This window comes from Pseudomonas oryzihabitans NBRC 102199, from assembly GCF_000730625.1.
Taxonomy (GTDB): domain Bacteria; phylum Pseudomonadota; class Gammaproteobacteria; order Pseudomonadales; family Pseudomonadaceae; genus Chryseomonas; species Chryseomonas oryzihabitans.
On record NZ_BBIT01000011.1, the window covers coordinates 1 to 24,384 of the forward strand.

Annotated in this window: 22 protein-coding genes; 13 read left to right on the top strand and 9 right to left on the bottom strand. The window is 68.2% G+C overall.

Going from position 1 to position 24,384, the window contains the following annotated elements; all coding sequences use genetic code 11:
• The first annotated feature begins 212 nt into the window (after nucleotides 1-212).
• From POR01S_RS13275 to POR01S_RS13300, 6 genes are all read left to right on the top strand, one after another.
• Nucleotides 213-1,301, top strand: a complete 1,089-nt coding sequence (locus POR01S_RS13275) for an LLM class flavin-dependent oxidoreductase (RefSeq protein WP_042136353.1) — start codon at nucleotides 213-215, stop codon at nucleotides 1,299-1,301.
• Nucleotides 1,302-1,371: 70 nt separating this feature from the next.
• A complete protein-coding gene (locus POR01S_RS13280) occupies nucleotides 1,372-2,319 on the top strand; it encodes an ABC transporter substrate-binding protein (RefSeq protein WP_042136355.1) in 948 nt (315 codons plus the stop codon).
• Nucleotides 2,316-3,641, top strand: coding sequence for an LLM class flavin-dependent oxidoreductase (locus POR01S_RS13285; RefSeq protein WP_042136357.1), 1,326 nt, complete (start codon nucleotides 2,316-2,318; stop codon nucleotides 3,639-3,641). The genes POR01S_RS13280 and POR01S_RS13285 overlap by 4 nt, the downstream gene beginning before the upstream one ends.
• Nucleotides 3,642-4,823 (top strand): acyl-CoA dehydrogenase family protein, encoded by a 1,182-nt coding sequence (locus tag POR01S_RS13290; RefSeq protein WP_042136359.1) that lies wholly within the window; start codon nucleotides 3,642-3,644, stop codon nucleotides 4,821-4,823.
• A 3-nt stretch (nucleotides 4,824-4,826) separates the two neighbouring features.
• Complete coding sequence (locus tag POR01S_RS13295; RefSeq protein WP_420893624.1) at nucleotides 4,827-5,792, top strand: ABC transporter substrate-binding protein; 966 nt, start codon at nucleotides 4,827-4,829, stop codon at nucleotides 5,790-5,792.
• A gap of 75 nt (nucleotides 5,793-5,867) precedes the next feature.
• Nucleotides 5,868-6,761, top strand: a complete 894-nt coding sequence (locus POR01S_RS13300) for a LysR family transcriptional regulator (protein WP_042136481.1) — start codon at nucleotides 5,868-5,870, stop codon at nucleotides 6,759-6,761.
• Between the two features lie 48 nt (nucleotides 6,762-6,809).
• Here POR01S_RS13300 and acnA read toward each other — a convergent pair whose 3' ends face one another.
• Nucleotides 6,810-9,509, bottom strand: a complete 2,700-nt coding sequence (gene acnA, locus POR01S_RS13305; protein ID WP_042136363.1) for an aconitate hydratase AcnA — start codon at nucleotides 9,507-9,509, stop codon at nucleotides 6,810-6,812.
• Nucleotides 9,510-9,706: 197 nt separating this feature from the next.
• Between acnA and rlmM the strand changes: the two genes are divergently transcribed.
• The 3 genes from rlmM to POR01S_RS13320 all read left to right on the top strand — a co-directional run bounded on the left by rlmM (nucleotide 9,707) and on the right by POR01S_RS13320 (nucleotide 11,720).
• On the top strand, nucleotides 9,707-10,768 hold the full coding sequence (gene rlmM, locus POR01S_RS13310) for a 23S rRNA (cytidine(2498)-2'-O)-methyltransferase RlmM (protein ID WP_042136365.1): 1,062 nt from the start codon (nucleotides 9,707-9,709) through the stop codon (nucleotides 10,766-10,768).
• A 56-nt stretch (nucleotides 10,769-10,824) separates the two neighbouring features.
• Nucleotides 10,825-11,064 carry a sulfurtransferase TusA gene (gene tusA, locus POR01S_RS13315; protein ID WP_027597771.1) on the top strand — a complete coding sequence of 80 codons (240 nt, stop codon included), beginning with the start codon at nucleotides 10,825-10,827 and terminating at the stop codon, nucleotides 11,062-11,064.
• 74 nt (nucleotides 11,065-11,138) lie between these two features.
• Complete coding sequence (locus POR01S_RS13320) at nucleotides 11,139-11,720, top strand: Sbal_3080 family lipoprotein (protein WP_042136367.1); 582 nt, start codon at nucleotides 11,139-11,141, stop codon at nucleotides 11,718-11,720.
• A gap of 382 nt (nucleotides 11,721-12,102) precedes the next feature.
• Here POR01S_RS13320 and POR01S_RS13325 read toward each other — a convergent pair whose 3' ends face one another.
• The 3 genes from POR01S_RS13325 to POR01S_RS13335 all read right to left on the bottom strand — a co-directional run bounded on the left by POR01S_RS13325 (nucleotide 12,103) and on the right by POR01S_RS13335 (nucleotide 16,450).
• Complete coding sequence (locus POR01S_RS13325; RefSeq protein ID WP_052382665.1) at nucleotides 12,103-12,753, bottom strand: SGNH/GDSL hydrolase family protein; 651 nt, start codon at nucleotides 12,751-12,753, stop codon at nucleotides 12,103-12,105.
• An 88-nt stretch (nucleotides 12,754-12,841) separates the two neighbouring features.
• Entirely contained in the window at nucleotides 12,842-14,995 is a 2,154-nt protein-coding gene (locus tag POR01S_RS13330) for a mechanosensitive ion channel family protein (RefSeq protein ID WP_042136369.1), read from the bottom strand.
• 93 nt (nucleotides 14,996-15,088) lie between these two features.
• Entirely contained in the window at nucleotides 15,089-16,450 is a 1,362-nt protein-coding gene (locus POR01S_RS13335) for an MATE family efflux transporter (protein WP_042136371.1), read from the bottom strand.
• 130 nt (nucleotides 16,451-16,580) lie between these two features.
• Here POR01S_RS13335 and pdxB point away from each other — a divergent pair, with 130 nt between their 5' ends.
• Nucleotides 16,581-17,744, top strand: coding sequence for a 4-phosphoerythronate dehydrogenase PdxB (gene pdxB / locus POR01S_RS13340; RefSeq protein ID WP_042136373.1), 1,164 nt, complete (start codon nucleotides 16,581-16,583; stop codon nucleotides 17,742-17,744).
• 110 nt (nucleotides 17,745-17,854) lie between these two features.
• Here pdxB and ppnP read toward each other — a convergent pair whose 3' ends face one another.
• Together ppnP and POR01S_RS13350 are read right to left on the bottom strand one after the other, a co-directional pair.
• Nucleotides 17,855-18,136: a pyrimidine/purine nucleoside phosphorylase gene (gene ppnP, locus POR01S_RS13345; RefSeq protein WP_042136375.1), complete on the bottom strand. Its 282-nt coding sequence runs from the start codon at nucleotides 18,134-18,136 to the stop codon at nucleotides 17,855-17,857.
• An 82-nt stretch (nucleotides 18,137-18,218) separates the two neighbouring features.
• Nucleotides 18,219-18,770 (bottom strand): 3'-5' exonuclease, encoded by a 552-nt coding sequence (locus POR01S_RS13350; RefSeq protein ID WP_042136377.1) that lies wholly within the window; start codon nucleotides 18,768-18,770, stop codon nucleotides 18,219-18,221.
• A gap of 185 nt (nucleotides 18,771-18,955) precedes the next feature.
• Here POR01S_RS13350 and POR01S_RS13355 point away from each other — a divergent pair, with 185 nt between their 5' ends.
• Together POR01S_RS13355 and POR01S_RS13360 are read left to right on the top strand one after the other, a co-directional pair.
• Nucleotides 18,956-19,210: a YkgJ family cysteine cluster protein gene (locus POR01S_RS13355; protein WP_027597778.1), complete on the top strand. Its 255-nt coding sequence runs from the start codon at nucleotides 18,956-18,958 to the stop codon at nucleotides 19,208-19,210.
• Between the two features lie 50 nt (nucleotides 19,211-19,260).
• Nucleotides 19,261-19,860 (top strand): START domain-containing protein, encoded by a 600-nt coding sequence (locus tag POR01S_RS13360; protein ID WP_007162268.1) that lies wholly within the window; start codon nucleotides 19,261-19,263, stop codon nucleotides 19,858-19,860.
• 166 nt (nucleotides 19,861-20,026) lie between these two features.
• On the opposite strand, the gene msrQ is transcribed toward POR01S_RS13360, so the two are convergent.
• On the bottom strand, nucleotides 20,027-20,638 hold the full coding sequence (gene msrQ, locus POR01S_RS13365; RefSeq protein WP_042136382.1) for a protein-methionine-sulfoxide reductase heme-binding subunit MsrQ: 612 nt from the start codon (nucleotides 20,636-20,638) through the stop codon (nucleotides 20,027-20,029).
• Nucleotides 20,638-21,648: a protein-methionine-sulfoxide reductase catalytic subunit MsrP gene (gene msrP, locus POR01S_RS13370; RefSeq protein WP_027601163.1), complete on the bottom strand. Its 1,011-nt coding sequence runs from the start codon at nucleotides 21,646-21,648 to the stop codon at nucleotides 20,638-20,640. Before msrP ends, msrQ begins: the two co-directional genes overlap by 1 nt.
• Nucleotides 21,649-21,858: 210 nt before the next feature.
• Here msrP and POR01S_RS13375 point away from each other — a divergent pair, with 210 nt between their 5' ends.
• On the top strand, nucleotides 21,859-23,556 hold the full coding sequence (locus tag POR01S_RS13375; protein ID WP_042136385.1) for a dihydroxyacetone kinase family protein: 1,698 nt from the start codon (nucleotides 21,859-21,861) through the stop codon (nucleotides 23,554-23,556).
• Here POR01S_RS13375 and POR01S_RS13380 read toward each other — a convergent pair.
• Entirely contained in the window at nucleotides 23,553-24,206 is a 654-nt protein-coding gene (locus POR01S_RS13380) for a DUF2238 domain-containing protein (protein WP_052382666.1), read from the bottom strand. The genes POR01S_RS13375 and POR01S_RS13380 overlap by 4 nt on opposite strands.
• Nucleotides 24,207-24,384: the final 178 nt, after the last annotated feature.

Genomic DNA, 24,384 nt, shown 5'->3' on the forward strand with positions numbered 1-24,384 from the left:
CGGAAAAGGCTGCGCCGTTTTCCACGCTACGGTGCGGTCGCGCCCACATAAGGAAGCTCTGCACTATCCACCTTAAATGCGTGTAGTAAATAAAACTCGAATTAGGATATGCGCATAAGGAATTTCCTTCTTATGCCTTGCCTGCCTAAGGTGGACCCCAGCCAACGCCTTCCAAGAAGGCATCCCCTTACCTCGGCACGGGATTCACCACCATGAGCGTTCAATTCCTCGGCATGATCGGCCATCGCCTCACCTCGGAGATCATCGCCCCCTCCGGTCCCATCTTCGACAAGGGCTACGTCACCCGCTTCGCCCAGGCCCACGAGCAGGCTGGTTTCGACCGTATCCTGGTCGGCTACTGGTCCGATCAACCCGACGGCTTCCTCGTCACCGCCCTGGCGGGGCAGGCGACGCAGAAGCTCAAGTTCCTGCTGGCCCACCGGCCCGGCTTCGTCGCCCCGACGCTGGCAGCGCGCAAGCTGGCGACCCTCGACCATCTGCTCGACGGCCGCCTGGCGGTGCATATCATCAGCGGTGGCAGCGACCTAGAGCAGCGCAAGGACGGCGACTGGCTCGACCACGACCAGCGCTATGCCCGCACCGAGGAATTCCTCGACGTGGTGCGCCAGGAGTGGACCAGCACCCAGCCCTTCGACCACCAGGGCGAGCACTACCGGGTGGCGAACGGCTTCTCCGCCATCAAGCCGCTGCAGCAGCCGAGCCTGCCGGTCTATTTCGGCGGCTCCTCGCCCGCCGCCCTGCGGGTCGCCGGCAAGCACGCCGATGTCTTCGCGCTCTGGGGCGAATCCCTGGCCCAGACCCGCGAGACCATCGCCGCGGTCCGCGCCGAGGCGGCGCGCCACGGCCGTACCCCCAGGTTCAATGTCTCCTTCCGGGTGATCCTCGGCGACACCGAGGAGGCCGCCTGGGCCAAGGCCGAGGCCATCCGCCAACAGGCCAAGGCGCGCCTGGCCGCAGAAGGCGCCGTGCATCCGGCCAAGCCGGAAGCGGTCGGGGCCCAGCGCCTGCGCGATACCGTGGCCCTGGGCGACCGCGTGGATCGCCGGCTCTGGACCGGCATCGCCGCCCTGGTCGGGGGTGGGCACAACTCCACCGCCCTGGTGGGCACCGCCGAGCAGGTGGCCGATGCCCTGCTGGACTACTACGACCTGGGCGTCGACAGCTTCCTGATCCGCGGCTTCGATCCGCTCAACGACGCCGTCGAATACGGTCGCGAGCTGATTCCCCTGACCCGGGAGAAGGTCGCCGCGCGCCTGGCCGGCGCTCGTCGCACCGGCTGACACTTTCTGACCAACCCACCGCGCGACCGTACCCACGGAGCGCTCCCGATACCCTCGAGGAGACGCCTTCGTGATCAAGGGATTGCTATTCGCCGCCAGCCTGCTGGCCGGCACCTCCGCCGGCCTGGCCCAGGCGGTCACCCTCACCATCGGTGACCAGTTCTACTACAGCAGCACCCTGCTGGAGCAGGCCGGCGAACTCAAGGATCTGCCGTACCAGATCGAGTGGAAGAGATTCAACGCCGGTGGACCGGTAGTCGAGGCGCTCAACGTCGGCTCCATCGACCTGGGCATCGTCGGCGACACCCCGGTGATCGCCCTGGCGGCCCGCGGCGGACCTGTCAAGGTGGTGGCGGTGACCCGCAACCGCCCGGACGGCACCGCCATCGTGGTCGGCAAGGATTCGCCGATCAAGACGGTGGCCGATCTCGCCGGCAAGCGGGTGGCCATCTGGAAGGGCTCCTGGAGCCAGCAACTGGTCTATTCGGCGCTGGAACAGGCCGGCCTGCCCAGCGATGCGCCGCACTACAGCTACCTGATGCCCACCGAGGCGGTCGCCGCCGTAAGCCAGGGCACCCTGGATGCCACCGCGACCTGGGAGCCCTATGTCAGCATGGTGGAACGCCAGGGCGGACGGGTGCTGGTCACCGCCAAGGACCTGATGCCGGCTCCAGTCTATGTGGTGGCTAACACCGGCCACCTGGACGAGAACCGCGCCGCCATCGGCGATTTCGTCGCCCGTTTGCAGCGGGCGCGCAGTTGGGCGCGGGACCACGTCGACGTCTATGCCCAGGCCTGGGCCAGGCGCAACAACTCCGATCCCGCCATCGCCGAGAGCTGGTTCCGCCGCGACGCCACCTGGGTCGAGCCAATCAGCGCCCAGACCCTCGCCGACGGCCAGCAGACCGCCGATTTCCTGGTCAAGGCCGGAGTGTTGCAACAGCCCTACGACGTCAAGCCGCTCTATGACCAAAGCTTCAACCGCTATCTGCAGACGCCCCGGGAGGCCAGCCGATGAGCCGTCAACTGCACCTCGCCGGCTTTCTGCTGGCCGGCCCGGTCGTCCATAGCCATGCCGTCTGGCGCCATCCCGAGACCCAGGGCGACTTCCTCGACCCGGACTACTACGTGCGTGCGGCCAAGGCGCTGGAGGAAGGGCTGTTCGACTTCCTGTTCTTCGCCGACCGCCTGGCGGTGGGCGACCAGCTCGGCGGCTCGCGGGAGACCGCGCTGCGCCTGGGCGCCCAGGACGCCACCCGGCTCGACCCCTTGCCGCTGCTCTCCTACCTGGTGGCCCATACCCGTCGTCTTGGCCTGGGCTGCACCCGCTCCACCACCTACTACGAGCCGGCTCATGTGGCGCGGGCCTTCGCCACTCTGGATCACCTGTCCCGCGGGCGCGCGGCCTGGAACATCGTCACCTCGATGAACGACAGCGAGGGCCGGCTGTTCGGCAAGGAGCGTCACCTGGAGCACGATCTGCGCTACGACCGCGCCGACGAATTCGTCGAGGTGGCCGTCAAGCTGTGGCGCAGTTGGGGACCCGAGGCGCTGCGCCTGGATCGGGCCGCCGGCGTGCTGGCCGACCCCGCGCAGGTGCGCGCCCTCGATCACCAGGGCGACTGGTTCCGCGTGGAAGGGCCGCTCAATATCCCGCGCAGTCCCCAGGGGCGCCCGGTGCTGATCCAGGCCGGTTCCAGCGGCCGCGGCCGACGCTTCGGCGCGCGCTGGGCCGAGGCCATCTTCACCATCCAGCCCAATCTCGCCGCCATGCGTGCCTTTCGCGACGACGTCCGCCGCCAGGTGCTGGAGCAGGGGCGCTCGCCGGATGGCTGCAAGATCCTCACCTCGGTGATGCCCTTCATCGGCGGCAGCGAAGCCGAGGCCCGTGCCAAGCAGGAAAGACACAACGCCCTGGCGCAACCGGAAGTGGGGCTGATCACCCTCTGCTCCCAGCTCAACATCGACCTGTCGCGCTTCACCCTGGATACCGCCCTGGGCGAGGTGGTCGAGGTCGCCGACCTGCCGCCGCCCGCTGCCGAGAAGCTGCTGGCGCTGGGGTCGCGCACCACCCTGGCCGAATTGGGTCGCAGCTACGCCGCCAGCGTCCGCGTACCGCAACTGGTGGGTACCGGTGCCCAGATCGCCGACCAGCTGGCCGAGCTGTTCGAAGCCGGTGGCTGCGACGGCTTCGTGATTTCCCCCGGCTACCTGCCGGGTTCCTTCGTCGAATTCAGCGAAAGCGTGGTGCCGCACCTGCAGCGTCGCGGGCTGTTCCGGCGCCAGTACCAGGGCTCGACCCTGAGAGATCACCTGGGCCTCGGCCCACTGGAGGACTAGATGAGCACATCCAAGGATGCCGAGGGCTGGCTGACGCTGGCCCGCGAGATCGGCGCGGAGTTCGCCGCCCGGGTGGTGGCCGACGAGCGCGACCGCATTCGTCCCGATGCCCAGCTGCAACGACTCAAGGACAGCGGCCTGACCAACCTGGTCATACCTGTGCGGCTCGGAGGTGCCGGCCAGCTCTGGTCGCTGGCCATGCGCGTGCTGCGCGAGATCGCCGCCGGCGACGGCTCGGTGGGCCTGCTCTTTGGCTATCACCTGCTCAATACCGTGAACCTGCGCCGCGAGCCCCAGCCGCGGCGTGACCGTCTGCTGGCGGAAATCGCCGAAGGCCGACTGTGGCTGGCCGGGGTGGTCAATCCACGGGATGACGACATCCTCGCCACGCCGAGTGCTGATGGCGGCTATCGTCTGACCGGGCGCAAGGGCTTCTGCAGCGGCGCCGCCTTCGCCGATCGGCTCACCATCAGCGCCCGCGATCGAGAGAGCGGGGCGCGCCTGATGGTCACCCTGCCGGCGGACCGGCCGGGACTGGCCTATGCCGACGACTGGGACCACTTCGGCGTGGCCCGCAGCGACAGCGGCAGCTTCACCCTCGATGACGTCTGGGCCAGTGCCGAGGAGGTCCAGGTCTGCGACCTGGAAGACGCGGGCGACTTCGCCGCGGTGATCCGCACCCCGGTCAACCAGTCGGCCTTCACCCAGTACTACCTGGGCGCCGCCCAGGGCGCCCTGCGCGAGGCGCGGCGCTATCTGCACACCGAGGCGCGGCCCTGGGTGCATTCCCTCGCCGCCAGCGCCAGCGAGGACCAACTGGTGGTGAGCCAGGTGGGCGAACTCTGGATCGCCCAGCAGGGCGCCGTGGCCCTGGCCGATGTGGCCGCGCGGCAGGTGGACGCCTTGCTGGCCGCCGATGACGCCTTCACCGCCGAGCTGCGCGGCGAGACGGCCATCGCCGTGGCCAGCGCCAAGGTACTGGCCGCCCGTACCGCCCTCGATGTCACCACCCGGGTATTCGATGCCCTTGGCGCCCGCGCCACGCACAACCGCCTGGGCCTGGATCGCTTCTGGCGCGACGTGCGCACCCACAGCCTGCACGACCCCCTGGCCTACAAGGTGCTGGAGGTCGGGCGCTATGCGGTCAACGGCCAATATCCCGACATCCGCGCCTACACCTGAGGAATTTCCATGCTGCGCAAGACCCTCTTCGGCCTCACCCTCGGCCTGCTGGCCGCTACCCAGGCCCTGGCCACCACCCTGGTGGTGGGCGACCAGAGCTACAACACCCGCACCGTGATGGAAGCCGCCGGCGTCCTGAGCAACCTGCCGTATCAACTGGAATGGAAGCAATTCACCGCCGGCTCGCCGGTGGCCGAGGCGCTCAATGTCGGCAGCCTCGACCTGGGCCTGCTGGGCGATGCGCCGCCGCTGTTCCTCGGTGCCCTGGGCGCACCGATCAGGGTAGTGGGCATCAGCCGCCAGAGCCTGGAGGGGGTGGCAGTGCTGGTGCGCGGCGACTCCAGCATCCATAGCCTGGCGGATCTGCAGGGCAAGACGGTGGCCATCTGGAAGGGCTCTTGGAGCCAGCAGCTGGCGTTGGCCGCGCTGAACCGCGCCGGGGTGCCGCGCGAGCAGGTGAACTTCCGCTATCTCAACGCCCTGGACGCCTCCCATGCCCTGGAAGGCGGCTCGGTGGACGCCATCGCCACCTGGGAACCCTATGTCACCCAGGCCCAGCGCCACGGCGCCCGGGTGCTCACCACCGCCGAGGGCCTGATCCCCGCGCAGAGTTTCGTAGTGGCCAGTCAGGGTGCGCTGAACGATGTCGCCCGGCACCAGGCCATCGCCGATTTTCTCCGGCGGCTGCAGCAGGCCCGGACCTGGGCCAATGCCGATCCCGAACACACGGCGCGCTACGCCAGCGCCTGGGCCGAGCGTACCCGTGCCGACGCCGCCATCGCCCAGGCCTGGTTCGCCCGGGCGCGCACCGCTATCGGACCGGTGACTCCTGCGGCCATCGCCCAGGCCCAGCGCACCGTCGACTTCTTTGCCGGCGAAGGGCTGGTCAAGGGCTATGAGGCCAGTCGCCTGTTTTACGACGGCTTCCAGGCAGCCCTGGAACCCCCGGCGCAGACCGCGCAACGCTGAGTACGACACCCACGGAGGCGGCCTTGCGTTATGCTTGAGGCGCATGTCCAGCAGCGGGAAGTCAGACGCCTCCTCATGAAGACCGACGATATCGAAGCCTTTGTCGCGGTGATCCGCAGCGGCTCCCTCAATGCCGCTGCCCTGTCCCTGGGGCTCACCCAGCCGGCCATCACCCGCCGCCTGCAGAGTCTCGAACAGGACCTCGGCGTCGACTTGCTCGACCGCCACACCAAGCCGCTCAAGCCGACCCGCCTGGGGCAGGAGGTCTATGGGCATTGCCGTGCCATCCTGCGCGAGATGGACGCCCTGCGCGAGCGGGTGGCGGGCGATGCGCCGCCCTCCGGGCTGCTGCGCCTGGGCGTACCCCAGACCCTGGGCGATGCGCTGTTGCTGGAGGCCGTGAAAGACATCCGCACCCGCTACCCGGAGCTGCGCACCCAGGTGGCGACGGGTTGGGGCAGCGTGCTGGTCAACCGTATCGAGCAGGGTGAGCTGGACGGCGCCCTGGTGCTGTTTCCGGCCAACAAGGTATTTCCCGATGGCGTCGAGGCCCGGCCCCTGGGCGCCATGCCCTTGCAGGTGGTCGGTGCGCGCGACCAGGCGCCGGCCAGGGCGCAGCGGCTTGCCGATATCCAGGGGCAGGGCTGGGTGCTCAATCCCGACGGCTGCGGTTTCCGAGCCAGTCTGCAACGCACCCTGGCCGAGCAGGGCCAGGCGCTGCGCATCAACCTGGAGACCTATGGCACCGAACTCCAGCTCGGTCTGGTGGCGGACGGCCAAGGGCTCGGCCTCGTTCCAGCCCCGCTGCTGGCCCGCAGCGCCCATCGCGAACGCCTGGCGGCCATCCCGCTGAAGGACTTCAAGCCGGAGATCCAGCTGTGGCTGATCCATCCGCGTTTTCTCGGGGCGTTGCAGGAAGTGGTTGAAGGCTTCGGGCGGGATGCACGCCAGCTGTTGGCTGTCTCCTGAAAGCAGAACGCCCGGCAGCCAGGCTGCCGGGCGTCCGTTGTCGCCGGCTCAAGCCGCCGGCTTGGCCAGGAACTCCCGCAGCACGAAGTGCAGGATGCCGCCGGCCTTGAAGTAGCTCACCTCGTTGAGCGTGTCGATGCGGCAGAGCACTTCCACGCTTTCGCGGCTGCCGTCCTCGCGGGTGACCTCCAGGGTCAGCGGCATGCGCGGACGCAACTCGACGCCGTCGATGCCCAGCACGGCGATCTTCTCCTTGCCGGTCAGCCCCAGGGACTTGCGATCCACGCCGTCCTTGAACTGCAGCGGCAGCACGCCCATCCCCACCAGGTTGGATCTGTGGATACGCTCGAAGCTCTCGGCGACCACGGCTTTCACGCCCAGCAGGTTGGTGCCCTTTGCCGCCCAGTCACGGGAGGAACCGGTGCCGTATTCCTTGCCGGCGATGATCACCAGCGGGGTGTTTTCCAGCTCGTACTTCATGGCCGCGTCGTAGATCGACAGCTTTTCACCGGAGGGGACATGGAAGGTATTGCCGCCTTCCTCGCCGCCGAGCATCTCGTTCTTGATGCGGATATTGGCGAAGGTGCCTCTCATCATGACTTCGTGATTGCCGCGGCGGGAGCCATAGGAGTTGAAGTCGGCGTAGTCCACGCCATGCTCGGCCAGATAGCGGCCGGCGGGGCTGTCCTTCTTGATGTTGCCGGCCGGGGAGATGTGGTCGGTGGTGACCGAATCGCCCAGCAGCGCCAGGATGCGGGCGTCGTGGATGTCGGCGATGCGCGGCGGATCGCCGGCGATGCCCTCGAAGAACGGCGGATTCTGGATGTAGGTTGAATCGGCGTCCCAGACGTAGGTCTCGGCGTCCGGCACCTGGATGGCCTGCCACTTTTCATCGCCGTCGAACACAGCGCCGTATTGCTTGTGGAACATGGCGGTGTCGAGCTTCTGCACGGCGTCGGCCACTTCCTGCTGGCTGGGCCAGACGTCCTTCAGATAGACCGGCTGGCCATCGTTGCCGGTGCCCAGCGGATCCTGGGTCAGATCCACCTTCACGCTGCCGGCCAGGGCATAGGCCACCACCAGCGGCGGCGACGCCAGCCAGTTGGTCCGGACCAGCGGATGCACCCGCCCTTCGAAGTTGCGGTTGCCGGACAGCACCGAGGCCACGGTGAGGTCGGCGTCCTGGATGGCTTTCTCGATCGGATCGAGCAGCGGACCGGAGTTGCCGATGCAGGTGGTGCAGCCGTAGCCGACCAGGTCGAAGCCGAGGTCGTTGAGATAGGGCGTGAGGCCGGCGGCGTTGTAGTAGTCGGTCACCACCTTGGAGCCGGGGGCAAGGGACGACTTGACCCAGGGCTTGCGCATCAGGCCCTTCTCCGCGGCCTTCTTCGCCAGCAGACCGGCAGCCATCATGACACTGGGGTTGGAAGTGTTGGTGCAGGAGGTGATGGCGGCGATGACCACGGCGCCGTCTTCCAGCTGGAAGGTCTCGCCGTTCACCTGGACCTCGACGCTGCTGCCGACCTTGGCAGCCTCGGCCTTTTTCGGCGCCAGCGCGGTGAAGTCGCCAAAGGTCTTGGCCACCTCGCCGAGCAGCACGCGGTCCTGGGGCCGCTTGGGACCGGCCAGGCTGGACTGGACCTCGCCCATGTCCAGTTCCAGCACATCGGTGAACACCGGCTCGTCGCCTGGATTGCGCCACAGGCCCTGGGCCTGGGTGTAGGCCTCCACCAGCTGCACGGTTTCCTCGGGGCGACCGGACAGGCGCAGGTAGTCCAGGGTGATCTGGTCGACTGGGAAGAAGCCGCAGGTGGCGCCGTATTCCGGGGCCATGTTGCCGATGGTGGCGCGGTCGGCTAGGGGCAGGGTGGCCAGGCCGTCGCCGAAGAATTCGACGAACTTGCCCACTACGCCCTTCTTGCGCAGCATCTGGGTCACCGTCAGCACCAGGTCGGTGGCGGTGATGCCCTCGCGCAGCTTGCCGGTCAGCTTGAAGCCCACCACCTCGGGGATCAGCATGGACACCGGCTGGCCGAGCATGGCCGCCTCGGCCTCGATGCCGCCCACGCCCCAGCCCAGCACGCCCAGGCCATTGATCATGGTGGTGTGGGAGTCGGTACCCACCAGGGTGTCGGGGAAGGCATAGGTGCGGCCGTCTTCGTCCTTGGTCCAGACGCTGCGGCCCAGGTATTCCAGGTTGACCTGGTGGCAGATGCCGGTGCCCGGTGGCACCACGCGGAAGTTGTCGAAGGCGTTCTGGCCCCAGCGCAGGAAGGCGTAGCGCTCGCCATTGCGCTCCATCTCGATCTCGACGTTCTCGTGATAGGCGTTCTCGCTGGCGTAGCGGTCCACCATCACCGAGTGGTCGATCACCAGGTCGACAGGGGAGAGCGGATTGATCCGCTGCGGATCGCCGCCGGCCTTGGCCACGGCTTCGCGCATGGCGGCCAGGTCGACCACCGCCGGTACGCCGGTGAAGTCCTGCATCAGCACACGGGCGGGGCGGTACTGGATCTCGCGGTCGGCGGAGCGGGTCTTGGTCCAGTCGGCCAGGGCCTGGAGGTCTTCGCCGGTGACGGTCTGGTTGTCTTCCCAGCGCAGCAGGTTCTCCAGCAGCACCTTGAGCGACTTGGGCAACTTGTCGAGATTGCCCAGGGTCTTGGCCGCATCGGGCAGGCTGTAGTAGTGATAGGTGCGCTCGCCGACCTGCAGGGTCTTGAGGCTGTTGAGGCTGTCCAGGGCTGGCATCAGGGGTCTCCTAATCGACGTTTCGACGGTTGCCCGCTGGCCGTTCGGGCCTCGAAAGGTGAAAGAGAGCCGAACCAGCGCTGGGCGGACTGATTTTTCTAGGTGTAGTACTGGACCGATAGGCGCCGCCGGCGTTCCCCAGTGGGCGCGCTGGGGTATAGTGCGCGCCCTGCGTGACCCCTTGAGGAAGCCCTGTCGTGAATACCCTGTTGCTGCTGTGCCGTACCGGATTCGAAGGCGAGGTCTGCGCCGAGCTCGGCGAACGGGCGGCGCTGCTCAGCGTGGCCGGCTACGCCAAGGGCAAGCCGGGTGCGGCCTATGCCGAATTCGTCTGCGGCGACGCGGCGGACGCGGCGCGGTTGATGCAGCAGCTCAGCTTCGCCGAGCTGATCTTTCCCCGCCAGTGGTCACGCGGCGCCTTTCTCAGCCTGCCCGAGCAGGATCGCATCGGTCCGCTGCTCGAGTTGCTGGCGGACTATCCCGTCTGCGGCAGCCTGGCCCTAGAGATGCCCGACACCAACGACGGCAAGGCGCTCTCCACCTTCTGCAAGAAGTTCGAACGCCCCCTGACCCTGGCGCTGCGCAAGGCCGGCCGCCTGGTGGACGATGCCCGGGCGCCGCGTCTGCAGCTGACCTTTCTCAGCGGCCGCGAGGTCTTCGTCGGCCTGGTCGAGCCGGACAACGCCGCGCTCTGGCCCATGGGCATCCCGCGGCTGAGATTCCCGCGCGAGGCCCCCAGTCGCTCGACCCTCAAGCTGGAAGAGGCCTGGCACCACTTCATCCCTCGTGCCGACTGGGAGACGCGGCTGTCGTCCGAGATGCGCGCCGTGGATCTGGGCGCCGCCCCGGGCGGCTGGACCTGGCAGCTGGTGGCCCGCGAGATGCTGGTGACGGCGGTGGACAACGGCCCCATGAACGAGGCGCTGATGGACAGCGGCCTCGTCGAGCACCTGCAGGTCGACGGCTACGCCTTCGTGCCCAAGCACCCGGTCGACTGGATGGTCTGCGATATCGTCGAGAAGCCCGCCCGCACTGCGGCCCTGATCGAACGCTGGATCGGCGAGGGTCATTGCCGCGAGGCGGTGGTCAATCTCAAGCTGCCGATGAAGCAGCGCTATCGCGAAGTGGCCGGTATCCTCGAACGCCTGCACGACCACTTCGAAGCCCGCGGCCAGCGCGTCACCATCGGCTGCAAGCAGCTCTACCACGACCGCGAGGAAGTGACCTGTCATCTGCGTCGGCTGGATCGGAAACCCTAGGCCGCCGTCAGGCTCTGAATGCAGATCGCTGTAACCGTTCTATCCCTGGAGACCCCATGACCCTCGAAGCCGATGCCACCCTCGACGCCAGCGGGCTGAACTGCCCGGAGCCGGTGATGATGCTGCACAACAAGGTGCGCGACATCGCCCCCGGCGCCCTGCTCAAGGTCATCGCCACCGACCCCTCCACCCAGCGCGACATCCCCAAGTTCTGCGTCTTCCTCGGCCATGAACTGGTGGAAAAGAGCGAAGGGGAAGGGCGTTATCTGTACTGGATTCGTAAGAAGGTGGAGTGAGGCGCGCGCGAAGGCTCGCTTTGCTATTGTGAATTGGTTCACAATCAGTGATCTAGCAAGCAGGGAAGCCTCATATGAAAGCCAGGATGCTCGGTGTTGTCTCGCTCATTCTCGCGGGGTGCACGTCGGTACAGGTCCAGCCCGTCGCCGTACGCCCGGATGTGGTGTGTATCCAAGAGAATCCTGCTGTTTGGGTTAAAGACTTTCTCCCCGTGGTCCGGGCCGGTTTTGCTCGGCACGGTGTGCCTACCGAAAGCTATACACAGGTGCCACGCGAGTGCCCATACGTTCTTGAGTACACCGCGCGGCAAACCTGGGACGGCGTGCCTTACTTGTCAGCTGCCGAACTGACCCTACGCGACGCCAGTGGGCGCCTGGTGGGTCAGGCTGACTATCACCTGCGGGGTAAGGGCGGTTTCTCCCTTATGAAGTGGCAGGGGACCGCGACAAAGATCAATCCGGTGGTAGATGAGCTCCTGGGTCAGATGCGTCCCGCACCTGTCACCAGGCCGATCACGCCTGCTGTCTCGTCTTCTACACCTGCCGGGCTGACCTTTGAAGACGAATTGGCTGCGCTTCAGGCAAAAAACCTGAGTTACCAGGACTACAGCAATCAGTACCGTGCGCTGCGGCAGCGCTATGGTCTGGATCGCTGACTTCAATGTTGAACCCGTGGCGTTGGGCTTCGCCGCGCTCAACCCAATCTACGTCGCTTCCTTGGCCATAAGCTGGTGGAAAAGGGCGTTATCTGTACTGGATTCGCAAGAAGGTGGAGTGAGGTCAGGCACCGCTCCGCAGCCTGTCGAGCACCTGTAGGAGCGGCCGCATCGGCGGACCGCCAGGGTCGCGATAAAGCGGGCTCATCTCGTCACTTCGAGCCAGGGCCTAACCTCCTATCGCGGCCATGGGCCGCTCCTACACAGGGAGTGAGGCGTAGGTTGGGTTGAGACGGCTTCCTCGTCGAAGCCCAACAGGCCGGTGCCAAGCGAGTCGTAGCGTGGAAAACCGCGCAGCGTTTTCCACTGTGGGCGCCTACGTTCAGACGACACCTAGGCCCCTGACCACCCCCACCAGATGCTCCCCCAGCCGCCGATGCTGGTCCGCCTCGAAATGCACGCCGTCCACCGGACTCACCTGGATGATCTCGCCCGCGTCGACGAAGGCCGCGCCCTGGGCCTCGGCCACCTGGCGATACCGTGCGGCCAACTCGCGGGACTTGGCCGCACCACCAACGAAGATCTCGCCGAGAAAGCCCACTTCCTCGATGGGCACCGGCGCCATGACGATGAGCCTGGGCGTGGCACCGTCCGGTCCGGCGTTGCAGCGCCTGATCTCTTCCAGCAGCACCTGCAGGGCGCTGGCGATGTCCGCCGGTGTCACCGACAGCCGCGCCTTGAGGTCGTTGGTGCCCAGCATCAGCAGCAGGACATCCACCGGTAGCTGACTTTCCAGGCAGGGCCTGAGATAGCTGAGGCCATTCTTGTGATGGCCGTCGATGGGATCGTCGTGCACCGTGGTACGAGCGGGCAGGCCTTCCTCGATCACCCGCCAGTCGGCGCCCAGCCCGCGGGCCAGGACGCCGGGCCAGCGTTCGTCCCAGCCAAAGCGTTCGAGTACGCCGGGCTGGGTCAGGGGGCGGGTGCCGTGGGTGTTGGAGTCGCCATAGCAGAGCAGGGTACGCAAGGGCATGGAAAAGCCTCGTCGGGACAGGTCATCCCCACCCTAGAAGCTATTCCCGCCGATCGCGAGGGCCGGCGGTCGTGCCAGCGCGGCCGGGTCAGCCCTCGCTGGGCGCCTGGCCGCCCCGCGTCGCCTGATCCAGTGGCGAGCCGCCCACCTCGTAACGCACGTTCATGCGCGGCGAGGCCAGCTCGATGCCGGCATCGTCCAGGTAGCGTTTGAGCCTGAGGTTGAACGCCCGGGAGACCTCCCACTGCTTGATCGGCGCGGTCTTGAAGCGGAATCTGAGGATCGCCATGCCGGAATCGAAGCTTTCCACCCCCTGTAGCTCCAGCGGCGACCAGATGTCCCGGCCCATCAGCGGATCCTGGCGCAGCGAGCGGCCGACCTCCTGGACCATTTCGATGGCCTTGTCCACCGACAGCGCCTGGGGAATCGGCAGACGGAAGATGGCGTAGCCGAATTGCCGCGAGTAGTTCTGGATGCTCTTGATCTCGCTGAACGGGATGGTGTGGACGATGCCGTCGATGTCCCTCAGCCGCACGGTGCGGATGGTCAGACCCTCGACGGTGCCCAGGTGGTTGCCGACGTCGACGTAGTCGCCGATGGCCAGGGAGTCCTCGATGATGATGAACAGCCCGGTGATGAGGTCGGCCACCAGGCTCTGGGCGCCGAAGCCCACCGCCAGGCCGATGACGCCGGCACCGGCCAGCAGCGGGGTGACGTTCACGCCCATGTTGGCCAGGGCGACGATCAGGGCGATGACGAAGATGGTCAGGAACAGTACGTTGCGGATCAGCGGCAACATGGTCTGGGCGCGGGCGTTGTTCGGGCTGACGCGGTGCAGGTTGAGGCCGCGGTGGATGGCGGTGTCGGCCAGGATCCACACCAGCCACGCCAGCAGCAGGGTGCCACCCAGGCCGAAGAACTTGCTGGCGACCGCATGGCCGTCACCCTGGCTGAATCTGAGCAGCGAGAGATTCCAGGCGCGCAGGGCCAGCTCGATCCCCACCAGCCAGATGGCGATGCCCAGCACCAGCACGAAGAAGGCGCGCAGCCGTTCGGCATAGGCCTCTTGGATACGGCCGTGCGGCCGCCGGCGCAGCAATCGCGCTCGCACCAGGGCGTTGAGTCCCAGGGCGGCGCCCATGGTCACGGCGAACAGCAGCGCCCGGCGCAGGGCGTCGCTGGTATCGCCGGCGGAGACGAAGGTGGCGACCACCGAGACCGCCACCAGGATCAGCAGCGGCAGGTGCCAGAGCCGGGCGATCAGGTGGCGCACGCCCTGCAGACCGTGCAGCGCCTGGCGCTTGGCCAGCGGCTGGTTGCGGATCAAGTGGGCGATGGGGCGGCGGAATCTCAGGGCGAACTGGGCGGTGAGCAACGCCGCGCAGATGTTGGCGCCGATGGCGATGACCGCGGCCAGGTGTGGCCCCAGGGTCTCGGCCAGGTGCGGATCGCTGGCGGCGCCGCCCAGCGCGGCCAGGCTGCCGATGATCCACAGCGGGCGGAAGGCGCGGCGGCGCAGGATCAGCAGGGCGCGACTGCGATGGGCGCCGCTGGGCAGCGAGCAGATCACCACCACGGTAGCGGCGAACAGCGGGCCGGTGACGGCGGCATAGGCCAGGGCGACGGCCACCGTCTTGCCCAGCGAATCCGGCAGCCACAGCGACACCACCAGGGTCAGGATGAAGGCCAGCAGCCAGGGCGCCAGCTTGCGCAGGGCGAAACGGACCAGGTCCAGGGTGCGCGGCCTGAGCGGCAACTCCTCGGACAGTCCGAATCTCACCCGCAGGCGATGGCTGATGGTCTTCAGGCCCAGGGCGCAACCGGCCCAGAAGGCCAGGGTGACGACAAAGCCGGAGAGCAGGTTGAGGCGCTGTTCGGGCGCCGGCGCCAGGGCGGCCAGCTCGGCGCCGGCCTGGTCCAGCTGGTATTGCCAGCGTTCGCGCAGGTTGTCGCGTTGCAGCTGCTGCTCGACCACCGTCAGGGTGTCGGTGATCAGCCCGATCACGCCCTGGGAGGCGCTGGGCTCGGCCTTGTTCTGCGCCGCCTGCAGCTTCTTGAGATCCGCCAGCAGGCGATTGCGCTGCTGGTCGCTCTCCAGGGTCTTGATGACCTGGTCCAGGGACTGGCCGAATTGCGGATCGACCTGGTCCTTCTGGGCGCCCGGCAGTCCGGGCAGGGCGGCCTGAGCCGGGCCGATGAGCAGAAAGCAGAGGCAGAGGAGTTGTAGCAGGCGAAAGATCATCGAAGCCGCACGCTCGCGAAAGAGGGAAACGCCCGTCCCGGTCGGCAGGACCGCCGGCCGGGGCGAGGGCGCCAGTGTACCAAGGGCAGCGCGCTAGGCGCTGTGGATGCGTCGACGGGCGCTGCGGGCCAGCCGCACCGAGAGCAGGATGGCCGCGCAGGTCAGGCCCAGCACCAGCCCCTGCCAGAGGCCGGCCGGACCCCGTGGGGCACCGAACCAGTCGCTCAGGCCCAGTGCCCAGCCCACCGGCAGGCCCACGCCCCAGTAGGCCAGCAGGGTGATGATCATGGTCGCGCGGGTGTCCTGGTAACCGCGCAGGGCGCCGGCGGCGGTGACCTGGATGGCATCGGAGAACTGGAAGATGCCGGCGAATACCAGCAGCGAGGCCGCCAGCTGGATCACCGCCAGGTCCTGGGAATAGAGCCCGGCGATCGCCGTGCGCGCGGTCAGCATCAGGGTGCAGGAAACGCAGGCGCAGAGCAGCCCGGCGGCCATGCCGACCCCGGCGGAAAAGCGCGCCTCGCGTGGTTCGCCGCGCCCCAGCGCCTGGCCGACCCGCACCGTCACCGCCATGCCCAGCGCCAGGGGCACCATGAACACCAGCCCGGAGAAGTTGAGCGCCACCTGGTGCCCGGCGACCACGGTCGGTCCCAGCTCGCCGATCAGCAGGGCCACCACGGAAAAGATGCTGGATTCGGCGAAAATCGCGATGCCGATGGGCACGCCGATGGCCAGCAGGGCGCGCAGCGTCGGCCCATGGGGCCGCTCGAAGCGGGCGAAAAGGGCGCAGGCGCGATAGCGCTCGGTGCGGATGATTGCCAGCATGGCCAGCAGTATCGCCCACATCACCGTACCCGAGGCGAAGCCGCAGCCGGCGCCGCCCAGCGCCGGCATGCCCAGGTGGCCGTAAATGAAGATCCAGTTCAGCGGCACGTTCAGCGCCAGGCCGGCGAGCCCTACCAGCATCGCCGGGCGGGTACGCCCGAGGCCGTCGCTGAAGCAGCGCAGTACATAGTAGAAGGCGGTGGCGGGCAGGCCCATGGCGATGCCCTTGAGATAGAGCAGGGTCGGCCCGATCAGCTGGGCGTCGACATGCATGGCCACCAGCAGCGGGCGGGCGTTGAGCAGCAGCAGGCTGGCGATGAGGCCACAACCCAGGGCCAGCCATAGCGCCTGGCGCACCAGCGGACCGATCTCCTGGCTGCGGCCGCCGCCGTGGCGCTCGGCTACCTTGGGGGTGGTCGCCAGCAGGATGCCGGTCATCAGCAGGAACACCGGAATCCACACGGAGTTGCCCAGGGCGACGGCGGCGAGGTCGAGCGGGCCGACCCGGCCGGCCATGACGGCGTCGACGAAGCCCATGGCCGAATGGGAGAGCTGGGCGATGACGATGGGCGCGGCCAGGGAGAGCAGGGCGCCGAATTCACGTCTGATGCGGGGCAGGGAGGAGGTCACTTGATCGTTCGGTCAGCTTCGGGGCCGATAGTCTAGTCCTCATGGCCCGGGTGGCAACCCTCGCGGCGACCATTGCCTGCCGCCGATGGCCTGCTAAAGTGCCGGTCCCCGCCCTTGCGAGTGCCCAGGCATGCACATTCTCGCCGACGAAAACATTCCGCTGCTGGACGCCTTCTTCGGGCCCCACGCCACCCTCGAGCGCCTTCCCGGCCGCGCCTTTGATCGCGCCGCCGTGAGTCGCGCCGATGCGCTGCTGGTGCGCTCCATCACCCGTGTCGACGCCGCGCTGCTGGCCGGGTCCAGGGTCGGCTTCGTCGGCACCTGCACCATAGGCACCGATCACCTGGACCTGGGCTATCTCGACCAGGCCGGCATCCGCTGGAGCAATGCGCCCGGCTGCAACGCCCGCGGCGTGGTGGACTGGGTGCTCGGCGCCCTGCTGGCACTGGCCGATGGTGCCGGCGCCGAGCTGGCCCAGCGCACCTATGGCATCGTCGGCGCCGGGCAGGTCGGTGGCCGCCTGGCCGAGGTGCTGCGCGGACTGGGCTGGACGGTGCTGGTCTGCGATCCGCCCCGCCAGGCCGCGGAGGGGGGTGACTTCCACAGCCTCGACGAATTGCTCGAGCGCTGCGACGTGCTCTGTCTGCATACCCCGCTGATCCGGGACGGCGAGCAGCGCACCTTGCACCTGTTCGATGCCACTCGCCTGGCCAGCCTGCGCCCGGGGACCTGGCTGCTCAACGCCTGCCGGGGCGAGGTGGTCGATAACGCCGCGCTGCGGACGCATCTGGCCAGCGGCGCCGAGCTCAGGGTGGCGCTGGATGTCTGGGAAGGCGAGCCGGGCATCGATCCTGAACTGGCCCGCCTGTGCCATCTGGTCACGCCCCATATCGCCGGGCACAGCCTGGAAGGCAAGTGGCGCGGCACTGCGCAGATCTACGAAGCCTTCTGCGCCTGGAGCGGGGAGACACCGCGGCTGAATCTGGGCGATCTGTTGCCGCCGCAGCAGCTGGAGCGCCTGGTGTTCAGCGGGGATACGCCCGAGGCGACTGTCTTCAGGCGGGTCTGCCGCGCGGTCTATGATCCGCGTGACGACGATGCGGCGCTACGCGCGACCCTCGGCTTGCCGGCCGTGGCGCGCGCCCAGGCGTTCGACGCCCTGCGCAAGGGCTATCCCATGCGTCGGGAGATTCCGGGGCTGGTGCTCGAAGGGGCGGGCGTGGCTCGGCTGGCGAGGGCCCTGGGCTGCAGCTGGCGACATGGCGACGGCTCCGAAAGCGGCGGTGTCGCTTAGGACCGAGGCGAGGCGCAAGCGTTCAGGTGGGGTAGCGGCCTCCCGCCAGCCGGCCGGGACGGCCTAATGACGGGAGCGCAAGGCGCGGGAGCCGCATGGCTCCCCCGGACTTAGTGGTATGCGCAGAGGTAGGCGGTGTCTTCCGCGACCTTGAGCTGGAACTTGGCATTGGCCGGCACGGTGAACTGGCTGCCCGCGGCGAAGGTTTCCCAGGTCTCGCTGCCCGGCAGCTTGACGGTCAGGGCGCCGGCCACCACGTGCATGACTTCCAGCTGGCTGGTGCCGAATTCGTATTCACCGCGGGCCATGACGCCCAGGGTGGCGGGCTTGGACTTGAGGCTGAAGGCGATGGATTTGACGGTGCCGTCGAAGTATTCGTTGACCTTGAACATCGGATTTCCTTGTGCGAAAGCGGTTGGGACCGTCGGCGAGTATGCCCAAGGCCGAGGCCCACTGTCACCGCTCCAGACGAGGCTAGCGCGCGAAGGCTGGCAGGCTGGCGGGCAACAGCTTGGCGGTGTTGCGGGCGTCGGTCTCGGCCCGGTGCAGCACCCCGGTAAAGGCCAGTCCCGCCGATTCCAGGGCGGCGGTGAGTCCCAGCGGACGCGCCAGGCCGCGGGCCTTGGCGAAGGCCTGCTTGAGATTGCGATGTGGCACCCGGGCCAGGTGGGTATGCAGGTCGTGCTCGCGCCAGGCGCGTTCAAGCAGGCGACGGTCGAAATCGCCCCAGCTGCACCAGCCGGCGAGGGTGGTCTCGTAGGCGCCCAGCCAGGCCTCGAACGCCGGCCAGGTGCCTTCAAGCGGCTCGGCGCCATCGACGTCGGCCTGGCTGATATGGGTGAGGTTGCGGCAGAAGGGCGTCAGCAGCGGCAGCCGCCGGGGCTGGACGAAACTCTGGTAGCGACCGAGCTCCTGGCCCTCGGCGTCCACCATCACCGCGCCGATCTCGATGATCTCCATCAACTCCAGGGGCCAGCCGCCTTCGTCGGTGGTCGCTTCCAGGTCCAGCACCAGCCAATGCTTCATCGTCACGCCCTCGGGGAGCCGCCTCGATCGTCGCAGATAAGACGGTGGAAAGGCCGCGGGGTTGCGTGGCGAGGTGCGAATGAATGTTACATTCATGACTCGATAGCGACATCTGGTCACGATTCGCTTGTGAGGCCCCGGCCTTGCTCTTAAGCTTGAAGCCTCTTTCTCTGCGAGTTTCACCCATGGAGTGCCGTCCGGGTTGTGGCGCCTGTTGCATCGCGCCGTCGATCTCCTCACCGCTGCCACGCATGCCCCAGGGCAAGCCCTCCGGCGTGCGCTGCGCCCACCTGGACAGCACCAACCGCTGCGACCTGTTCGGCTCGCCGCTGCGCCCGGCGGTGTGCGGCGGCTTCCAGGCCGAGCTGGCGTTCTGCGGCACCAGCAGCGCCGAAGCCATGGCCATCCTGCTGCGCCTCGAAGGTGAAACCGCCGCCTGATCCGGTTTTGAATTGCGCTCTCCGACAACCACAACAACAAGGGACGTCCCATGCACAAGCCGCTTCGCTCCATCCTCGCCCTGACCCTGCTCGCAGCCACCGGCCTGGCCCAGGCCGAGGACTGGCAACTCGCCAAGCAGGAAGACGGCATCCAGGTCTACACCCGCGCGGTCGCCGGCTCCAAGTACAAGGCCTACCGCGGCGTGGTCCAGATCAAGGCCGATCCGGCCACCATCGCCAAGCTGCAGGACGACCCCGTGGGTTCCTGCAAGTGGATCTTCCGCTGCCAGTCGCTGCAGGTGCTCAAGCGCCAGGACAACCAGGCCTGGACCTACATGCGCATCGACATGCCCTGGCCGGTGACCGCCCGTGACGTGGTGCTGCACATCACCGAGCAGAAGACCCCCGATGGCGGCTTTACCCGCACCCTCGAAGGCCAGCCGGACTATCGGCCTGCCGCCGACGGCTATGTGCGGGTCGCCAGCTTCCAGGGTCAGTGGCGCGTGGTACCGAAGAACGGCGGCTCGGAAGTGACCTACGAGGCCCAGAGCGAGCCGGGTGGCAGCGTGCCGTCCTGGCTGGCCAACAGCTTCGTGGTTGATGCCCCGCTCAACACCCTGAAGGGCCTGCGCCAGGCCGCGCAGCGCTGATCAACCGCCTTCGGGCAAAGGCCTGGCCCGTTGGCGCCAGGCCTGTTCAATACCTCCCCCGCGCCAAACCGTGGCGGTCCACCCGCATTCCTGAGTAGGCGTCTTTAATACCACCCCTTTGGTTTTGATGCATGAAGGGCGAACCCCTCTGCCTCGACGCTGGTAATCAGCGAGCAGGGGCAGTGGCTGCCCGGCTGCGTCTCTTGCGACGCCAGCCATCCACCAGCCGGAAGGCCAGCAGCGCGGCGCCGATGGCAGCGTAGATCGCCCACTCTTCCAGGTCCGAACGCACGATCCAGAGGTAGTGCAGCAGCCCCAGGCCTAGCACCAGGTACGCCAGCCGATGCAGCTCCTTCCAGCGCTTGCCCAGGCGGCGCATGGCCGGGCGATTGGAGGTGACGGCCAGGGCCAGCAGGATCAGCAGGGCCGCGGCCCCGACGATGATGTAGGGCCGGCGCTGCAATTCCACGCCCAGCTGCGACAGGTCGAAGCCCAGCACGAAGGCCAGGTAGCCGAGGAAGTGCAGCAGGGCATAGGTGAAGGTCCACAACCCGAGCTGGCGGCGGATCACCGGCCAGAGCTTCCAGCGGGTGAGGCGCGACAGCGGGGTCAGACTCAGGGTCAGCAACAGCAGCACCAGGGCGCCGGTGCCCAGCTTGTCCACCAGTGCCTTGCCCGGGTCCGGGCCGAGGGCGAAGATCCAGGCCTGGTACAGCCACCACAGCGGCGGGCAGAGCGCGGCGACGAACACCGCCAACCGCCAGAGCAGTACACCCATTAATAGTTTCTCCGCAGATCCATGCCGCTGTAGAGCGAAGCCACTTCCTCGCCATAGCCGTTGAACATAAGCGTCGGTCGCACGTTGGGGCTGAACAGGCCGCTGGGCAGGCGCCGTTCGCGGGCCTGGCTCCAGCGCGGGTGATCCACTTCCGGATTGACGTTGGCATAGAAGCCGTACTCGTTGGGCGCCATGCCCTGCCAGGTGGTGCGCGGCTGCTCTTCCACCAGGCTGATGCGGACGATGGACTTGATGCCCTTGAAGCCATACTTCCAGGGCACGATCAGGCGCAGCGGCGCGCCATTCTGGTTGGGCAGCACCCGCCCGTACATGCCCACCGTCATCAGCGTCAGCGGATGCATGGCCTCATCCAGGCGCAGGCCTTCCACATAGGGCCAGTCCAGCAGGGCGAAGCTGGAATTCATGCCGGGCATGTGCTGCGGATCCTTGAGCGTCTCGAACCTCACGTAGCGCGCCTTGCCGGTGGGCTCGACGCGCTTGAGCAGGCTGGCCAGCGGAAAGCCCAGCCAGGGGATGACCATGGACCAGGCCTCGACGCACCTCATGCGGTAGATGCGCTCTTCCAGGGTATCCGGGGCGAAGAGGTCTTCCAGGCCGTAGGTGCCGGGCTTGCCCACCTCGCCATCGACCACCACGCTCCAGGGCTGAGTGGGCAACTGGGCGGCATGGGCCGCGGGATCGCTCTTGTCCGGGCCGAATTCATAGAAGTTGTTGTAGTGGGTGGCGTCCTTGAAGGGGGTGATGTCCTCGCCCTTGACCGTGGCCGCCTGCCAGCGGGTATCCGGCAGCTTACGCTCGAACCAGTCCGGGCCCTTGGCGGCTTCGACGTCGCCGTAGCTGGAGGCGGCGGCCAGCGCCCAGCCGGGCAGGGCGGCGCCGGCGAGCAGGGCACCGCTGGCACCGAGCAGTTGGCGCCGAGACAGGTAGACGGCTTCGGGGGTGATCTCCGACCCACGACAGGCAGAGCGTGGAACGATCTTGATCGGCATGACGGACCTCGACGGGGGCGCGCAGGAGCGCGGCTGGCTAACAGCGTGAGACATCCCGGTCGTGAAAAGCTTCCCGGGCCAACGATAGCCTGCCGTCCCGGTCCGGCGGAAGGCCGTTGCGCGCCTGTCAGTCGGCCGTTCAGGTCGCTGCCAGGCAGGCGCGGGACCCCGTGCCATACTGCGGCGACCTCTCGCCCTCAGGAGTCCCCGATGAAGAAGCTGATCAATAGCCCCACCACGGTGGTTCGCGAACTGCTCGAAGGTCTCGTCAGCCTGGATCCCGGCCTGGCCCTGCTGGCCGAGGAACAGGTCATCCTGCGCCAGCCCCTGGCCGCAGCGGGCGAGCGCCCGGTGGCGGTGATTTCCGGCGGCGGCAGCGGCCACGAACCGGCCCATGCCGGCTATGTCGGCGAGGGCATGCTGACCGCGGCGGTGGCGGGAGACGTCTTCACCTCACCGAGCGTGGATGCCGTGCTGGCCGCGATCCGGGCCGCGGGCGGTCCTGCCGGCGCCCTGTTGGTGGTCAAGAACTACACCGGCGACCGTCTCAACTTCGGCCTGGCCGCCGAACTGGCGCGCAGCGAAGGCATTCCGGTCGAGACGGTATTGGTGGCGGACGACGCGGCCCTGCGCCACACGGTGGCGCCGGAAAGGCGCCGGGGCATCGCGGGCACCGTGCTGATCCACAAGCTGGCGGGCGCGGCAGCCGCCGCCGGACGTCCCCTGGCCAAGGTGGCCGCCCTGGCCCGCGCCGCGAGCGCCGAGTTGCGCAGCATGGGCGTGGCCCTGGGCGCCTGTACGGTGCCGGCGGTGGGGCATCCGGGTTTCCAGCTGGCGGACGACGAGGTGGAATGGGGCCTCGGCATCCATGGCGAGCAGGGCGTCGAGCGCGGCCCCCGGCTGGGCGCCGACGCCACCGTGGCGCGGCTGCTGGATACCCTCATCGAAGACGGCGGCTATCCAAAGGGCACGCGCCTGGCGCTGCTGGTCAATGGCCTGGGCGCGACGCCGCCGCTGGAACTCGCCCTGGTGGCGCGGGCTGCACTGAGCCAGTTGCGCGAGCGGGGCCTGGTAGTGGAACGCGCCTGGACCGGCACCTTCCTCAGCGCCCTGGACATGCCCGGCTGTTCGCTGTCGCTGCTGCCAGTGGATGAGGCGTGCCTGGCGCTGCTCGATGCGCCGACCCAGGCGCGAGCCTGGCCGGGTGACGGCCGGGTCCCGGCGGCGCCCACGCTGTTGCCCGCACCGGCGGCGGCAGCCGAAACGATCCCTCGCACCCCCGGTCCCCTGGCCGCGCGGCTGCAGGCGGCGGCAGATGCCGTCATCGCCAGCCTGCTGGCCAACGAAGCCCGCCTCACCGATCTGGACAGTCGCGCCGGCGATGGCGACCTGGGCACCAGCCTGGCCCGGGGCGCCGAAGCCATGCGCGCCTTGCCGGCCAGTGCCTGGTATACCCCGGCCAGCGCCCTGGCCGCCACCGGTCAGGCGCTGCGCCGGGCCATTGGCGGCAGCTCCGGCCCCTTCTATGCCTGCGCCCTGGTTCGCGCCGCCCAGGTGCTGGATGGGGTGGAGCGTCCGACCCTTGCGCAGTGGGCCGAGGCGTTCGACGGGGGCGTCCAGGCCCTGGCCGAACTGGGTGGCGCCCAGCCGGGCCAGCGCACCATGCTCGATGCCTTGCGCCCGGCCGCGGATGCCCTGCTGGCCGGCGCCCAGGCGGGCGCCAGCCCGACGCAGGCCTTTGCCGCTGCCCTCGCCGCTGCCCGTGAGGGCGCCGAGGCCACCGCCGAGATGCTGCCGGCCCAGGGCCGTGCCAGCTACCTGGGCGAGCGCGCCCGCGGCATTCCCGATGGCGGCGCCGTCGCGGTGGTCTGCTGGCTGGAGGCGCTGGAACCCGTAATGGCCCGCTAGGCCGAGCCAGGGCCCTGACTAGTCCTGCGGCGTCCGAGCCAGCCATGGCGGCAACCCAGGGAGAGCAGGGCGCCGAGAAAGGCCAGGGCCATGTCCTTTTGCGCATCCCAGGGATCGCCCTGGGCGCCGACGAAGGCCTCCCCGGCGTCTTCCGCGAGCAGGTCGGCGCCCAGCCACTCCATCAGTTCGTAGCCGGCCGAGGAGGCCAGCACGAATTCCAGGGCCACATAGGCGCTCCGCCAGCCACGCAGGCCGCTCAGGCCCTGGACCACCTCGCGAACGGGGCGCGCCAGCAGCAGGCCGTAAGCGAAATGCACCAGCCGGTCGTAGTGATTGCGCTGCAGGCCCAGCGCCTCGTCCAGGCGAAAGCCGGTCAGCGCCTGCCAGGCCTCCTCGTAGGGCACCTGGGAATAGGTGTAATGAGCGCCAATCTGGTGCAGCACCAGAAAGCCGCAGAGTTGCAGACTGGCGCTGGCCGACAGCTGGAAGCGCCGCTGCACGAGGGCGACGCCCGCCAGCGTAGCGATCACCAGCAGCTGCTCGATCATCCAGGTGAGACGGTCGCTGGGTGCCCAGCCGAGCGTCAGGGTCAGTAGCGCCAGCATCAGCAGCAGGGCGAGTTGCAGACGAGAGCAGCGGGTGGTGTTCAAACACGAGCGCCTTGTGCGGAAAGCGGAGCATCGCGACGGCGATCCCAGCAGCATGGACCGGCATTCGAGCGCTGCCGTTCCAGCGCAGCGATCCCGTGTCGGCGCGGCTTCGCTGGCAAAAACCGCAAGCGCAACGGCGGCACCGGCGCCGCTTGCCGGCGGTCCCACGAGCAGGTCT